The organism is Kribbella sp. NPDC026611 (assembly GCF_040638345.1).
In the GTDB taxonomy this organism is placed as follows: Bacteria; Actinomycetota; Actinomycetes; order Propionibacteriales; family Kribbellaceae; genus Kribbella.
Window position 1 is genome coordinate 47959 of record NZ_JBEZYC010000004.1, and the last position, 14241, is coordinate 62199.

Genomic DNA, 14241 nt, shown 5'->3' on the forward strand with positions numbered 1-14241 from the left:
GTTGGTCCGCATGACCTATCCGGAGAGCCGCCGCGACGATGTGGTCGAGACGTTGCACGGGCACCAGATCGCCGATCCGTACCGCTGGCTGGAAGATCCTGACGCACCCGACACCAAGGACTGGGTCGAGCGGCAGAACGCGTTCACGCAGGCCGAGTTGTCCGGCTATGCCGAGCGAGCGTGGTTCCAGACCACCATGTCCACGATCCTGGCCCGGCCGCGCGCCGGCGTACCGGCTCAGAAGGCCGGCTGGTACTTCGTCGGCCGCAACGACGGCACGCAGGCGCAGGAAGTCGTCTTCGTCGCCGAGTCGCTCGACGAGCTGCTCGCCGGCGGCCGGGTGCTGCTGGACCCGAACAAGCTGTCCGAAGCGGGTACAGACTCGCTCGGCAGCTACACGGTCAGTCCGGACGGCAAGTACTTCGCATACGGCATCAACGAGAGCGGTAGCGACTGGACCACGTTCCGGCTGCTCGACATCGCCAGTGGCGAGCCGGTGGACGACGTGGTCACGCAGTCGAAGTTCAGCGAGGCGACGTGGCTGCCGGACAGCTCCGGCTACCTGTACCTGCATTACCCGGTCGCCGACGGCAGCAGCGAAGGCACTGAGACGAGCGGGCTGGCCAGCGGCCGGTTGACGCTGCACAAGGTCGGGACGCCGCAGTCCGAGGACGTGCTGGTGCTAGCCTTCCCGGACAACAACATCTTCATCGCCCCGACGGTCACCGAAGACGACCGGTACGTCGTTGCCGCCATCACCCAGGGCACGGACCCGGCCACGAAGCTCTGGCTGTTCCCGATCACGTCGGACGGTCTCGGTGAGCCGGTCAAGGTCGTGGACGAGTTCGTCGACGAGATCTTCTTCGTGCGCATGTCCGGAGACCAGCTCGTGCTGCAGACGGACCGCGACGCGTCGCGCGGTCGCGTCGTCCTGTCCACCCTGGACGGCACGTTCACCGACCTGGTCCCGGAGGGCTCGTCGACACTGCAGTCGACCCAGGCGACCGAGCAGGGGTTCGTCACGCTGACGCTGGTGGACGCAGAGTCGGTGCTGACGGTCTACGCGCTCGACGGGTCCGATGCACGGGTCGTAGACGTGTCTGGTGGTGCAGTGGTCGGCCTGAACGCTTCTGCGAAGCACGCGGACTTCTTCGTGGGCCTGTCCACAGTCACTGACCCCACGGCGTCGTACGTCGTCTCCGCATCAGGCGAGGCTCGTGCGCTGCCCGAGCTGGTCCGTGGCTCGGCTGCCTACACCCCGCCTGTGGTGTCGGTGGAGCGACGAGTCGCTGGGGCGGTGCCCTACTTCCTGATCACCCGGTCCGACCTGGACTTCAACACGCCGCGTCCGACCCTCATGTGGGGGTACGGCGGCTTCCGCATCCCGGTGCAGGCCGACTACCGCCCCGGCTGGCCCGCGTGGCTCGCAGCCGGGGGAGTGCTGGTCATCACCAACCTGCGCGGCGGCGGTGAGTACGGCAGCGAGTGGCACGACGCGGGCCGGCTCAAGAACAAGCAGAACGTGTTCGACGACTTCATCGCGGTCGCTTCGCATCTGCAGGAGACCGGAGTCACCACCGCGGACCAGCTGGCCATCCACGGCCGCAGTAACGGCGGACTGCTCATCGGAGCGGTCATGACCCAGCGGCCGGACCTCTTCAAGGTCGCACTGCCCGGCGTCGGTGTGCTGGACATGCTGCGCTTCCACAAGTTCACCGTGGGCGCTGCGTGGGCCTCCGACTACGGGACGCCGGACGACCCCGACCAGTTCGAGGACCTGCTCGCGTACTCGCCACTGCATCGCGTAGTGGACGGGACGGCGTACCCGGCGACGCTGGCCGTCACTGGTGACCACGACGACCGCGTGGTGCCGTTGCACAGCCACAAGTACATCGCTGCGTTGCAGCACGCCCAGTCCGCGGATGCGCCGATCCTGACCCGGGTCGAGGTCAACACCGGCCACGGCTTCGGCAAGCCCGCCGCGATGGTCGCGTCGGAGTGGGCGGACCTCCTGGCGTTCGCGGCCCATCACACCGGACTGCAGGTGCCGTAGCCGATCGGTATTTTGCCGGATGCCTGCTCGCGGCGGCCGCTGGTGGACTCGAGGTCTCACCACCCCCCCCGCGAGCAGGAGGCAGTCTGATGACCGAGTCGCACGTCGTGCACATCCTGGACAAGCTGGGGTTCAGTACCCGCAGTCAGATCGCGACCTGGATCGCTCAGCGATGAATCGGTCGTCATTCCCGCGCCGGCGCTGCATGTCCGGCTCGGAAGTGAGGACGGCCTACAGGCATTGGCTGCTCACCTTCGTAGGCGTACTCCCGAGCAGTAGGAGGCTGGCGTCACCAGATGCGTGGCGCGTGCAGGTCCCGGGGGTCGTCGGACGGCTGACAGCCGTGCGCGGTCTCCGCGTACTCGGTGCGCGGGCCGCTGGCGGCCAGCGTGCGTACGGCGTTGACGAGCCGGTCGACGTGCTCCCGCGTCGTGCCCAGGCCGAGGCTGGCGCGGACCGCCGTACCGTGCTCGGGTGCGCTGGTGAGGAGGTGGCCGACCAGGAGGTGGGCACAGAACTTGCCGTCGCGGACGCCGATGCCGTACTCGGCGCTCAGCGCGGCCGACACGAGCGTCGAGGTCAGACCGGCGATCGTGAAGCAGATGGTGCCGACGCGGTCCGCGTCCTCGCCGAAGATCGAGTACGTCGTGACGCCGTCGAGCTGGGCGAGGCCGGTCCGGAGGCGGGCGAGCAGGCTGCGCTCGTGCTGCTCGATCGCGTCGCGGTGCTGTGCGATCGCGGCGCAGGCGCTCGCCAGGGCAATGGCCCCGATGACGTTGGGAGAGCCACCCTCGTGACGCGCCGGGCCGGTCGCCCAGACCACGGTGTCGCTGGTGACCGCGTGGGTCGCGCCACCGCCGTACAGGTACGGGTCGGCGGCGTCGAGCCAGTCGGAGCGGCCGATCAGGGCGCCGGCGCCGTACGGGGCGTAGAGCTTGTGGCCGGAGAGCGCGACCCAGTCGACGTCCAGAGCGGCGATGTCGACCGGGCGGTGCGGTGCGAGCTGAGCGGCGTCGAGGCAGACGCGGGCGCCGTGGGCCTTCGCGACCTTGGCGATGTCGGCGATCGGGAAGATCTCGCCGGTGACGTTGGAGGCGCCGGTGATGACGACCAGCCGCGGGCCCTCAGGCGCCTCGCGCAGGGCGTCGGCGACGTTGGCCACGGCCTCCGTCTGACTGGTCGGTGCCTTGAGACGGACGGTCTGCTCGGCCGGCCAGGGGAGGAGGGCGGCGTGGTGCTCGGACTCGAACACGATGACGGTGGCGTCAGCCGGTACGGCATGGGCGAGCAGGTTGAGCGCGTCCGTCGTCTGCCGGGTGAAGACCACCTGGTCGTCCGCGCGCGCTCCGACGAAGGCATGCACCTCCGCGCGGGCCCGCTCGTACCACTGGGTGGTTATGCGCGACGCGTAGCCGTTGCCGCGGTGCACCGACGCGTACGACGGCAGCGCCGCCTCCACGCTGGCTCGGACTGACTCCAGACACGGCGCGCTGGCGCCGTGGTCGAAGTTGGCATAGTCCGTGACGCGCCCGTCGGCCAGCGGGACCAGCAGGTCCGCTCCGACGGTCGCGGGGATGCTGCCGGTCTTCAGCCGCGCCACGGTCGGCCGCGGGGTCGTCGTACTGGCAGGCTCGAGAATGGACAAGATCGACATGCTGTCGCTCCAGGAAGGTCCGCACTTGCCGATCGGGGTATCCGAACGGCCTGGTCCTCACCCGGGGCACCCCACCGCGGAGGAGGGTTGCCGTCCAGCTAGCCGGGGCTTGTCGCTGGCTCTCATGACCTGATGTAGAAGGTAACGAACGGGCCACGAGGACGCCAGTGGCTATCTCATGTGATGAGATGTCCCGACGCATCGTGGACACCTGAGGAGTTGGCATGACCTGGAAAGCACCCGACGTCGAGCGGCCGGACGGCTCGCTGACTGCGCCGGAGCGCTCCCTGCTGCAGGGGTACCTGGATTTCTACCGCACGACGTTGCTGGTCAAGTGCGCGGGGTTGACCGCCGAGCAGCTGGCGGAGCGGCCGTCGCCGCCGTCGAACCTCTCGCTGCTCGGCTTGATCCGGCACCTCACGAAGGTCGAGCGGATCTGGTTCCGGATCCACTTCGCGGCGGAGCCGGCCGAGCCGGTCTTTCCGCTGGCGCTGGGCAAGGACGCCGACTTCGAGCTGATCGACGCCGCCGAGGCCGAGACGGCGTACCACGCGCTGATCGCGGAGTGGAAGCTGTCCGACGGCGCGGCCGCCGGGCACTCGCTCGACGACCGCTTCACCTTCAGCGGCACGGAGTCGACGCTCCGGATGATCTACATCCACCTGATCGGCGAGTACGCCCGCCACTGCGGCCACGCCGACCTGGTACGTGAGCAACTCGACGGCACCACCGGCGCATAGGCTGCGCGTCGTGCCGTTCACCCTCGCCCATCCGGCGGCTGTGCTCCCGCTGGTCCGGCGACCGTTCGTCGCCTCGGCACTGGTCGCCGGGGCGGTGGCGCCGGACCTGCTGTACGTCGGCCCGATCTACCGCTTCGCGACGCAGACGATCAACGGCAACTTCACCATCACCTACACCCACAGGTTCACCTCGGCCCTGTGGCTCGACCCACTGATCGCCGTCGTCCTCCTGATCTACAACCTCCTCCTCAAACGCCCCCTGACCGCCCTGGCCCCAGCACGCCTGGCGGCCCGCCTCCCCGCAGCCCCTTCGCCAGGCCGCCTCCCCGCAGCCCCCTCGCCAGGCCGCCTCCCCGCAGCACCCTCGCCAGGTCGCCTGCCCGCAGCACCCTCGTCGGCCCGGCTAACCGCACCCCCTTCGGCCCGGTTCGCCCCGCCGGCCCACCCGCTCTCACCCCGGTGGCCTGCCCCGAGCATTCTGCTGTGGACCCTGGTGTCAGGGATCATCGGCGCGCTCACTCATGTGTTCTGGGATTCGTTCACCCACGGAGACGGCTACTTCGTCCAGCACTTCCCGGCCTTCTTCCGAGCACAGGTCCTCACCGGCTGGGACGTGAACCGCGTCCTCCAATACGTCAGCACCATCGCCGGCTGCCTCGTCCTCGCCATCTGGCTCTACCGCTGGTACCGCCGCACAACCCCCGCCCCAGTCACCCTCAGTGACCACCTACCCTCCTGGGCTCGGTGGGTCGTAGCAGCGGCTGGCGCCCTCCTCGCAGCAGCCGGCGCGGCGATCGAGCTGGCCCGCGCCGACGGCGATCTCGGCGGCGAAACCGTCGTACGCCTCGCCCTCTCCGGCCTCGTCTCCGGCGGTCTGGCCGCGCTCGGCTGGTACGTCGTGATCTGGCACCTGGCCCGGTTACGGAGGGGAGTGGCCACGCTGTGACGCTACGGATGGGGCAGTGTGATCGGCGTGTGACACGTGGGACTCAAGAGGTAATCGGGGTAGCCTGATCGATATGGCGACCCGCACGTCTTCCCCGGCGCGGGCGCAGAAGTCAGCAGCCAAGCGGCCGAGCACGGCCCGTTCGGCCGCTGGTGGACGCTCCCGTCCGTCCGGCGCCCAGAAGCGTGGGCAGAGCACGAAGCGCGGTGGAGCATCCGCTGCGCGAACGAGCACGCCCAAGAACAGCGGACCGGGCCCGTTTGCGGCCGCCATGATCGCTCTCGGTCGCGGCGTCGTGAAGATCTGGATCGGTATCGCGCACCTGCTCGGCAGCATGGTGCGGGGGATCGGCCACGGTGCCCGTGACCTCGATCCCGAGCACCGCCGCGACGGCGCCGGCCTGTTCCTGATCGGCCTCTCGGTGGTGGTCGCCGCCTCGATCTGGTGGGACCTGCCGGGGGCCGTGGGCAACGGCGTACGAACCGTCGTCGGCGGCAGCGTCGGCGTGATCGGCTGGGCCGTGCCGCTGCTCCTCATGGTCGCCGCTGTCCGCACGCTGCGTCACCCGGACCGCAACGGCCCGGCCGGACGACAGGTGATCGGCTGGACCGCCGTCCTGCTCGGCGTCCTCGGCCTGGTGCACATCGCCAACGGTCTGCCGCGGCCCAGCAACCCGGCCGACGGCCCGCTGCGGGGCGCCGGCGGCGCGATCGGGTACGTCGTCTCCTCGCTGCTCTCCGACCTGCTGACGGAGTACGTCGCTGCGCCGCTGCTGGTGCTGCTCTCGATCTTCGGCTTGCTGGTCATCACCGGCACGCCGGTCTACGCGATCCCGTTGCGGTTCCGCGCGGCGTTCGACGTACTGATGGGCCGGACTGCGCTGCCCGAGGACGCACCGTCCGTGATCGCTGCGCCGACCGACGACACGGTTCGGCTGACTCGCAAGGAGCGGCGCGCGAAGGCTGCGGCCGAGCTGGATGACGACGGTGACCCGACGGTCAAGCCGTACGACTCGCCGGTGCTCGAGGGCCGTGAGATCTCCAAGCGCGGCCGCAAGGCGAAGGCCACGCCGGTGCCGGACGAGGACGCGTACGACGTCGACGCCGAGGCCGCCGCGGGTGCTGCTGGGGGTGCTGGTGCTGGCGCGTCTCCTTCCAAGGCCGCCGATTCGCCGCCGATCGAGCCGCCGCCGCACACCCCGCTGCCGCAGCGGGTGGAGCAGTTGAGCCTCTCCGGCGACATCACGTACACGCTGCCGGACGGGCAGATGCTCAAGCCCGGTTCGGTGCACAAGGCCCGGACCAAGGCGTCCGACCAGGTCGTCGACCGGCTGACCGAGGTGTTCGAGCAGTTCGGCATCGACGCCCAGGTCACCGGCTACACCCGCGGCCCGACCGTCACGCGGTACGAGGTCGAGCTCGGCTCCGCGGTCAAGGTCGAGAAGGTCACCGCGCTGTCGAAGAACATCGCCTACGCGGTGGCATCGGCCGACGTACGGATCCTGTCGCCGATCCCGGGCAAGTCCGCGATCGGGATCGAGATCCCGAACACCGACAAGGAGATCGTCAGCCTCGGCGACGTGATCCGGTCCGCGACCGCGCGCAACGACCACCACCCGATGGTGGCCGGCCTGGGCAAGGACGTCGAGGGCGGCTTCGTGGTCGCAAACATGGCGAAGATGCCGCACCTGCTGGTCGCGGGTGCGACCGGCTCCGGCAAGTCCTCGTTCGTGAACTCGCTGATCACGTCGATCCTGATGCGGGCCACCCCCGACGAGGTGCGGATGATCCTGGTCGACCCGAAACGGGTCGAGCTGAACAACTACGAGGGCATCCCGCACCTGATCACGCCGATCATCACCAACGCCAAGAAGGCGGCCGAGGCGCTGCAGTGGGTCGTCCGCGAGATGGACATGCGGTACGACGACCTCGCGGCGTTCGGCTTCCGGCACGTCGACGACTTCAACAAGGCCGTCCGCGGCGGCAAGGTGAAGCCGCCGCCAGGGTCCGAACGCGTGCTCACGCCGTACCCCTATCTGCTGGTCATCGTGGACGAGCTCGCCGACCTGATGATGGTCGCGCCGCGCGACGTCGAGGACTCGATCGTCCGCATCACCCAGCTGGCGCGAGCGGCCGGTATCCACCTCGTGCTGGCCACGCAGCGGCCGTCGGTGGACGTCGTGACCGGTCTGATCAAGGCCAACGTACCGTCGCGGCTCGCGTTCGCGACCTCGTCGCTGGCGGACAGCCGGGTCATCCTCGACCAGCCGGGTGCGGAGAAGCTGGTCGGCCAGGGCGACGGTCTGTTCCTGCCGATGGGCGCGAGCAAACCGATGCGTATCCAGGGCGCCTGGGTCACGGAGAGCGAGATCCGTGGCGTGGTCGAGCACTGCAAGACCCAGCTCGAGCCGACGTACCGCGAGGACGTCACGGTGGCGGCCGGTCCGAGCAAGGACCTGGACGACGAGATCGGCGACGACATGGACCTCGTGGTCCAGGCCGCGGAGCTCATCGTCTCCACGCAGTTCGGCTCGACGTCGATGCTGCAGCGCAAGCTCCGGGTCGGGTTCGCCAAGGCCGGCCGGCTGATGGACATCCTGGAGAGCCGCGGTGTCGTCGGTCCGAGCGAAGGCTCCAAGGCCAGGGACGTCCTGGTCAAGCCCGACGACCTAGAGGACTTCATCACCACCCTCCGAGGAGAGTGACTGTGACCGCCGCGAGCGCACTGCCGAGGCAGGAACGTTTCCATCTCGACCCCGAACCCACCCCGTTCACCGTCCGGGCCTCCCAGCGGGTGCACGGCGGGCTGGCGATCGGCGCGGCCCTGGTCGCGATCGGGTTCGCCGCGTCCGCGTCGGCCAGTCCGACCGGCATCCTGCGCTGGCTCGCGGCCGCGGCCTTCGCCGTACTCGCGGTGATCTGCGCGCGGGCGCTGACCGTCGGCGACATGCTGGTGGCCGACGACGTCGGCATCCGGTTGCGAATCGGCAACGAATGGATCGGGACCAGGTGGGAAGACATCGAGGAGGTGACGGTGCTGCAGCGCCGCCACCTGCTCGACGACGGCCGGATTGCCGTGCATTTGAACGATCCTGGGCCGATTCTCGGCGCGATGCCGAGTTCGAGCCGGAAGACGACCGACGCGAACCGGCGACTGACGGGATCCTCGCTCGCGATACCGTTCGGGTTGACGGCACGGCCGTCGAACGGGGAAGTGGTACAGGCACTGCACATGCTCGCGGATGCCAGGTGTCCGGTCAGGGAACAACTCTGACTCTTCCGTGACCCCGTCGGACAAAGGCCGTTGACTTGGTGTCGGCGGTCCGGCTGTCGGCCCAGCTGATGACGTGGCGAGGCCGATGGTCCGGGAACGGACGTCGGACGATGGAGAGGATGGTGGGGACGTGAGCATCGGCAGCGAGCTCACGGCGGCGCGCGAACGGGCCGACATGACGATCGAGCAGCTGAGTGCGGCCACCCGGATCAGAACCGGGCTGCTGATCGCCATGGAGGCCGACGATTTCTCCCGTTGCGGCGGGAACTTCTACGCCCGTGGGCACATCCGGGCGATCGCGCGTGTGGTGAAGGCCGATCCGGCGCCACTTATCGCCAGCTTCGATGCCGAGCACGCGGTCGAGGACGAGAAGTCCCGCCGCGAGGAACGCGCCAAGGTCAAGGGCCCGACCCTCCACCCCGCGCGCCCGCGCTGGGCCTTGGTGGTCGGCGCGATCCTGGTCAGCCTGATGGGCTGGGGGATGATCCGCCTCTTCACGCTGCCCCGCGACATCGAGGCGAACGCGTCGAAAACCGCCGCCACGACGGCGACCGTCACCACCCAGGCCCCCAAGCCGACCCCGCAGCCCTCGGCCCAGCCGACCCGCAAGCCGTCCAAGAAGCCACCAGTGCTGAAGACAGCGCTCACCCTGACGGCCAAGGACGATGGCACGTACCTCACCATCCGCGACAAGAAGAACAAACGCCTCTTCCAAGGCCACCTGAGCCCCGGCATCGCCCAGTCCGTGACCAGCACCGGCGACATCCGCGTCACCGTCGGCAACCCCGCCAACCTCATCATCACCCTCAACGGCAAACGCCTGGACACCAAGCTCTACCGCTTCACCGCCCACCCCAACGGCACCCTCACCAAACCCACCCCGGTAACCAACCCCAACTCCTAACCCCCTCGCCGCCCGGGCCACCACCGCCAAACCTCGCCCCCATCAAGCCGCCGCGTGGACCTCAGGGCGGCGGCGCAGGCCGCTCACCCGGCGAGTAGCGCATCACCCGGCAATCCGACGCTCGCCTGCAGGCATGGCAAGCAACCGGCGAGCATGCCGGAGCATCGGCCTCATCGTGCGGACGCGCGGAGCCCAGGTGGCCGTGCAGAGCGCTCAGCCCGCGAGTGGAGCGTCAGCCGGCAAGCCGACCCTCGCCGACGGGCAGGTTGCTTAACCGGCGAGTAGGGCTGCGAAGCGGTCCATGTCTACGTTGCCCCCGCTGAGGATCACGCCGACTCGCTTTCCGCGCAGGTGATCCGGGAGCTTGCGAACCGCAGCAAACCCGAGGCACCCCGTCGGCTCCACCACAATCTTCAACGTGGCCGCCAGGGTCCGCATCGCGTCCACCAGCTCCGCGTCAGTTGCGGTGAGAATGTCGGTCACCTCCCGACGAATGATCTCGAACGTGTACACCCCGAGGTGCTGCGTCTGCGCCCCGTCCGCAATCGTGTTCGGCGTCTCAATGTGCACGATCGACCCCTGCCGCAACGACTGCTGCCCGTCGTTCCCCGCCTCCGGCTCAACGCCATAAATCTCGCACGCAGGAGCCAACGCCCGAGCACTCAGCGCACTGCCGGAAATCAGCCCACCACCACCCACCGGCACAAACAGCGCATCCAGCTCTCCGACCTCCTCGAACAACTCCTTCGCCGCCGTACCCTGCCCAGCAATGATGTGCGGATGGTCGTACGGCGGAATCAACGTAAGCCCCCGCTCCTCCGCCAACGCCCGCCCGATCTCCTCACGATCCTCGGTGTACCGGTCGAAGACGACGACCTCCCCGCCGTACCCCTTGGTAGCCGCCACCTTCATCGCCGGCGCATCAGCCGGCATCACAATCGTCGCCGGAATCCCCAGCAACTGCGCCGCCAACGCAATCGCCTGCGCATGATTCCCCGACGAGTACGCCACCACCCCCGCCCGGCGCTGCTCGGCACTGAACTGCGACAACGCGTTGAACGCCCCGCGAAACTTGAACGCCCCCATCCGCTGAAAATTCTCACACTTGAACACCACCTCCGCCCCCACCTCCCCATCCACCCGCCGAGACCGCAACACCGGCGTCCGATGCGCAACCCCACCAACTCGCGCCGCAGCCCCCACCACATCCCCATAACCCGGCACCACAACCATCAACACCGCTCCTAACCACCACCTCAGCCCGAACGCCCGACTATAAATACGCGCGCCCACCCCACCCTCACACCACACCCAACCTCCCGCGCGAGACTGGGCTGGGGGGCCTGGAGTGGTGAGCGGGTGGGGTGGTGTGCGGGTGAGGACGGTTGGGTGAGTTAGGTGTGGGCGTGCACGGGGAGTCATACTCGGGGGGATGACTACGCCACCCATCACCGTTGCCCTGGTCACGCTGGGCTGTGCCCGGAACGATGTCGACTCCGAGGAACTGGCCGGTCGGCTCGAAGCCGGTGGGTTCCAGCTCGTTGACGACGCCGCCGAGGCAGACACGGTGGTGGTGAACACCTGCGGGTTCGTCGAAGCCGCGAAGAAGGACTCCGTCGACACCCTCCTCGCAGCCGCCGACTACAAGGAGACCGGCCGCACTCAGGCCGTCGTCGCCGTAGGCTGCCTCGCCGAGCGGTACGGCGAACAACTCGCCGACGCGCTCCCCGAGACCGACGCCGTACTCAGCTTCGACGACTACGCCGACATCTCCGACCGGCTCCGCAGCATCCTCTCCGGCACCAAGCACCAGGCCCACGTCCCGCACGACCGGCGCAAGCTCCTGCCACTAGCCCCGGCCGACCGCCACGCCACCCCCGGCGTAGCCATCCCCGGCCACGGTAACCACCCAGAGCCCCACGCACCGAACGCCATCACCACCGCAGTCGGCACCCACATCCCCGACGCCCTCAAGCCAACCGCGGACCAAACCGCCGGCCAGGACGCAGGCGCCAAGCCAGACGCCACCAAGCGCAGCAGCGCCAATGGGCACCACAGCGCCGATGGGCACGGCAATGCCGATCGGCGCGACGGCGCCCCGGAGGGCGAGGTCATCGCTGGGTTCAACGGCACCGCTGGGCCCGACCGCGCCCTGGAGGGCGAAGGCATCGCCGGGCTCGACGGCTCCGCTGGGCAGGATGGCGTCGCAGGCGGGGGTGGGCGGCGGGAGCTCAAGGGGCGGATGGTTACGGGCGCGCCGGAGGAGCTGCGGATTGATGCGCCGGACCTTGCCACCGCGCCGGCCAGTGGGCCGCGAGTGGTGCGGCGGCGGCTCGACGGTGGGCCGATGGCGCCGTTGAAGCTGGCATCCGGCTGCGACCGGCGGTGTGCGTTCTGCGCGATCCCGATGTTCCGCGGCGCGTTCATGTCCCGCCGGCCCGGAGAGGTACTCCGCGAAGCCGAGTGGCTCGCCGAGAACGGCGTACGCGAGCTCTTCCTCGTTTCCGAGAACTCCACCTCGTACGGCAAGGATCTCGGTGACCTCCGTCTGCTCGAGACCCTGGTCGGCGAGATCGCCGAGGTCCCCGGCATCACCCGCGTCCGCGTCTCGTACCTCCAGCCCGCCGAGATGCGCCCGACCTTGATCGCCGCGATGACGTCCACGCCAGGCGTCGTCCCGTACTTCGATCTCTCCTTCCAGCACGCGTCCGGCCCGCTGCTCCGCCGGATGCGTCGCTTCGGTGACTCCGAGCGGTTCCTCGAACTGATCGCCCAGGTCCGCGCCACCGCGCCGACCGCCGGGATCCGCAGCAATGTCATCGTCGGCTTCCCGGGTGAGACCGAAGCGGACGTCGACATCCTCTGCGACTTCCTGTCCCGCGCCGGCCTGGATGCGATCGGCGTCTTCGGGTACTCCGACGAGGACGGCACCGAGGCCGAGACGTACGACGGCAAGCTCGACGAGGACGTCATCGCCGCCCGCCTGGACCGCGTCACTCGCCTCGCCGAAGACCTGACCTCGGCCCGCGCCGAGTCCCGCATCGGCGAGCTCGCCGAAATCATCATCGAGTCCCTCACCGACTCCGCCGACGCCCCCGACGAGACGACTGACCCCGACGAGACGACTGACGCCGACAGCGCCGAGTTGAAGAACGCCGAGCCGGACAGCTCCGAGGCCGAGGGTGCCGAGGCCGAGAGCGTCGACGGCGAGTGGGCCGCGGTGGAGGCCACCGAGGGGCGGACCGGCGAAGGACGCGCCGCACACCAGGGCCCCGAGGTGGACGGCTCGACGACCGTGATCGGGCTGCCCGCCGGCGTCCGGGTCGGCGACCTGGTCTCGGCAAAGGTGGTCGGGAGCGACGGAGTTGACCTGATTGCGGAGTTCGCGGCACTCGTGAGCACGCCGGACAGCCGCCGGGCAGCTAACCTGACCGCGTGACCAACCCGCCGCCGAACCCGGCACCACACGCTGCCGGCGGGCACCTGCACGCGCCCAGCGCCTGGAACGTGCCGAACGCGCTGACGGTCCTGCGGCTGGTCCTGGTCCCGCTCTTCGTCTGGCTGCTGCTCCGCGACGGCGGCCACACCGACGGCAACCGCCTGCTCGCCACCGCCGCCTTCGTCGTCGCGATCGTCACCGACCGCTTCGACGGCGACATCGCCCGCCGCTGGAACCTGGTCACGAACTTCGGCAAGATCGCCGACCCGATCGCCGACAAGGCGCTCACCGGCGCCGCGTTCATCGGCCTGTCCTACCTCGGCGAACTCCCGTGGTGGGTGACCGTCGTCGTCATGGTCCGCGAGTGGGGCGTCACTGCGCTCCGCTTCTGGGTGATCCGGCACGGCGTGATGCCGGCCAGTCGTGGGGGCAAGCTCAAGACCGTGCTGCAGGCGATCGCCCTCGGCCTCTACCTGCTCCCTTGGCAGGAGATCGCAGTGCTGCACTGGGCCGCGATCGTGATCATGGCCGCAGCCGTCATCGTCACGATCGCGACGGGTGTTGACTACGTCGGCCGCGCCCTCCGCCTCCGCGCAGCCGCGAAACGACCGCTTCCCTAGTCGGTCCGCGAGTCTCGGGCGCCGGCCAGATCCGCAGGAGGTAACGAGTGACCGGAGACGGCTTCGAGGCGGCAACGACCCGCTTGGTCGAACTGCTGAAGCAGCACGGCGTGACGCTGGCCACCGCTGAGTCGTTGACGGGTGGGATGGTCGGGGCAGCGTTGACGGACGTACCGGGGGTGTCCGCTGTGTATCGGGGTGGTGTGGTCGTCTACGCGACTGACCTGAAGGCCAAGCTTGCGGGCGTGCCAGAGGATCTTCTGGCCGCTGTGGGCCCCGTGCACCCGGACACGGCCGCAGCCCTGGCCAAAGGTGTGCGAGAGCGCCTGGAGGCCGACTACGGGCTTGCGACGACCGGTGTGGCAGGTCCGGACCCGCAGGCAGGTATTCAGGCCGGCACGGTGTACGTCGCAGCGGCTGGACCGGAGTCCGTGCGGGTGCAGAAGCTCCAGCTGACCGGTGACCGCACTGCTGTCCGTCGGGGAAGTGTGCTGGCCGTCCTGGAACTCGGAGCCACATTAGTGACGGAAGAACTCGACTGAACGGGGTGTTGAGACCAGCATGGGGACAGGTAAGGCAGACTGGCACGGCGCACCGAAGGTGGACATTGCG

General features: G+C 69.2%; 11 protein-coding genes, 1 pseudogene and 1 riboswitch. Of the genes and pseudogenes, 10 read left to right on the plus strand and 2 right to left on the minus strand.

The genetic code is table 11. The features are described from left to right. Positions 1-10: 10 nt before the first annotated feature. Positions 11-2053 carry a prolyl oligopeptidase family serine peptidase gene (locus tag AB0E69_RS17365; RefSeq protein WP_360146108.1) on the plus strand — a complete coding sequence of 681 codons (2043 nt, stop codon included), beginning with the start codon at positions 11-13 and terminating at the stop codon, positions 2051-2053. Between the two features lie 289 nt (positions 2054-2342). Here the strand turns inward: AB0E69_RS17365 and AB0E69_RS17370 are convergent, their stop codons facing one another. After that, positions 2343-3707, minus strand: coding sequence for an aminotransferase class V-fold PLP-dependent enzyme (locus tag AB0E69_RS17370; protein ID WP_360146111.1), 1365 nt, complete (start codon positions 3705-3707; stop codon positions 2343-2345). Positions 3708-3723: 16 nt separating this feature from the next. Then, a riboswitch (SAM riboswitch) is annotated at positions 3724-3837 on the minus strand. A gap of 94 nt (positions 3838-3931) precedes the next feature. Between AB0E69_RS17370 and AB0E69_RS17375 the strand changes: the two genes are divergently transcribed. The 5 genes from AB0E69_RS17375 to AB0E69_RS17395 all read left to right on the plus strand — a co-directional run bounded on the left by AB0E69_RS17375 (position 3932) and on the right by AB0E69_RS17395 (position 9570). Beyond that, positions 3932-4447 carry a DinB family protein gene (locus AB0E69_RS17375; RefSeq protein WP_360146114.1) on the plus strand — a complete coding sequence of 172 codons (516 nt, stop codon included), beginning with the start codon at positions 3932-3934 and terminating at the stop codon, positions 4445-4447. A 10-nt stretch (positions 4448-4457) separates the two neighbouring features. Then, on the plus strand, positions 4458-5393 hold the full coding sequence (locus AB0E69_RS17380; protein ID WP_360146117.1) for a DUF4184 family protein: 936 nt from the start codon (positions 4458-4460) through the stop codon (positions 5391-5393). 73 nt (positions 5394-5466) lie between these two features. Then, on the plus strand, positions 5467-8097 hold the full coding sequence (locus tag AB0E69_RS17385; protein ID WP_360146120.1) for a DNA translocase FtsK 4TM domain-containing protein: 2631 nt from the start codon (positions 5467-5469) through the stop codon (positions 8095-8097). A gap of 2 nt (positions 8098-8099) precedes the next feature. Beyond that, complete coding sequence (locus AB0E69_RS17390) at positions 8100-8666, plus strand: hypothetical protein (protein ID WP_360146123.1); 567 nt, start codon at positions 8100-8102, stop codon at positions 8664-8666. A gap of 130 nt (positions 8667-8796) precedes the next feature. Then, a complete protein-coding gene (locus AB0E69_RS17395) occupies positions 8797-9570 on the plus strand; it encodes a RodZ domain-containing protein (protein ID WP_360146126.1) in 774 nt (257 codons plus the stop codon). A 270-nt stretch (positions 9571-9840) separates the two neighbouring features. On the opposite strand, the gene AB0E69_RS17400 is transcribed toward AB0E69_RS17395, so the two are convergent. Next, entirely contained in the window at positions 9841-10863 is a 1023-nt protein-coding gene (locus AB0E69_RS17400; protein WP_360146129.1) for a threo-3-hydroxy-L-aspartate ammonia-lyase, read from the minus strand. 154 nt (positions 10864-11017) lie between these two features. On the opposite strand from AB0E69_RS17400, the pseudogene AB0E69_RS17405 reads away from it, so the two are divergent. The 4 genes and pseudogenes from AB0E69_RS17405 to AB0E69_RS17420 all read left to right on the plus strand — a co-directional run. Then, positions 11018-12433: pseudogene (locus tag AB0E69_RS17405) on the plus strand (radical SAM protein); the annotation flags it as partial. Positions 12434-12790: 357 nt separating this feature from the next. Then, the gene (locus AB0E69_RS17410; RefSeq protein ID WP_360148489.1) at positions 12791-13009 is read left to right on the plus strand and encodes a hypothetical protein; all 219 of its coding nucleotides are present in this window, start codon (positions 12791-12793) and stop codon (positions 13007-13009) included. Continuing rightward, positions 13006-13629, plus strand: a complete 624-nt coding sequence (gene pgsA, locus AB0E69_RS17415; RefSeq protein ID WP_360146132.1) for a CDP-diacylglycerol--glycerol-3-phosphate 3-phosphatidyltransferase — start codon at positions 13006-13008, stop codon at positions 13627-13629. Before AB0E69_RS17410 ends, pgsA begins: the two co-directional genes overlap by 4 nt. 47 nt (positions 13630-13676) lie before the next feature. Then, entirely contained in the window at positions 13677-14171 is a 495-nt protein-coding gene (locus AB0E69_RS17420) for a CinA family protein (RefSeq protein WP_360146135.1), read from the plus strand. Positions 14172-14241: the final 70 nt, after the last annotated feature.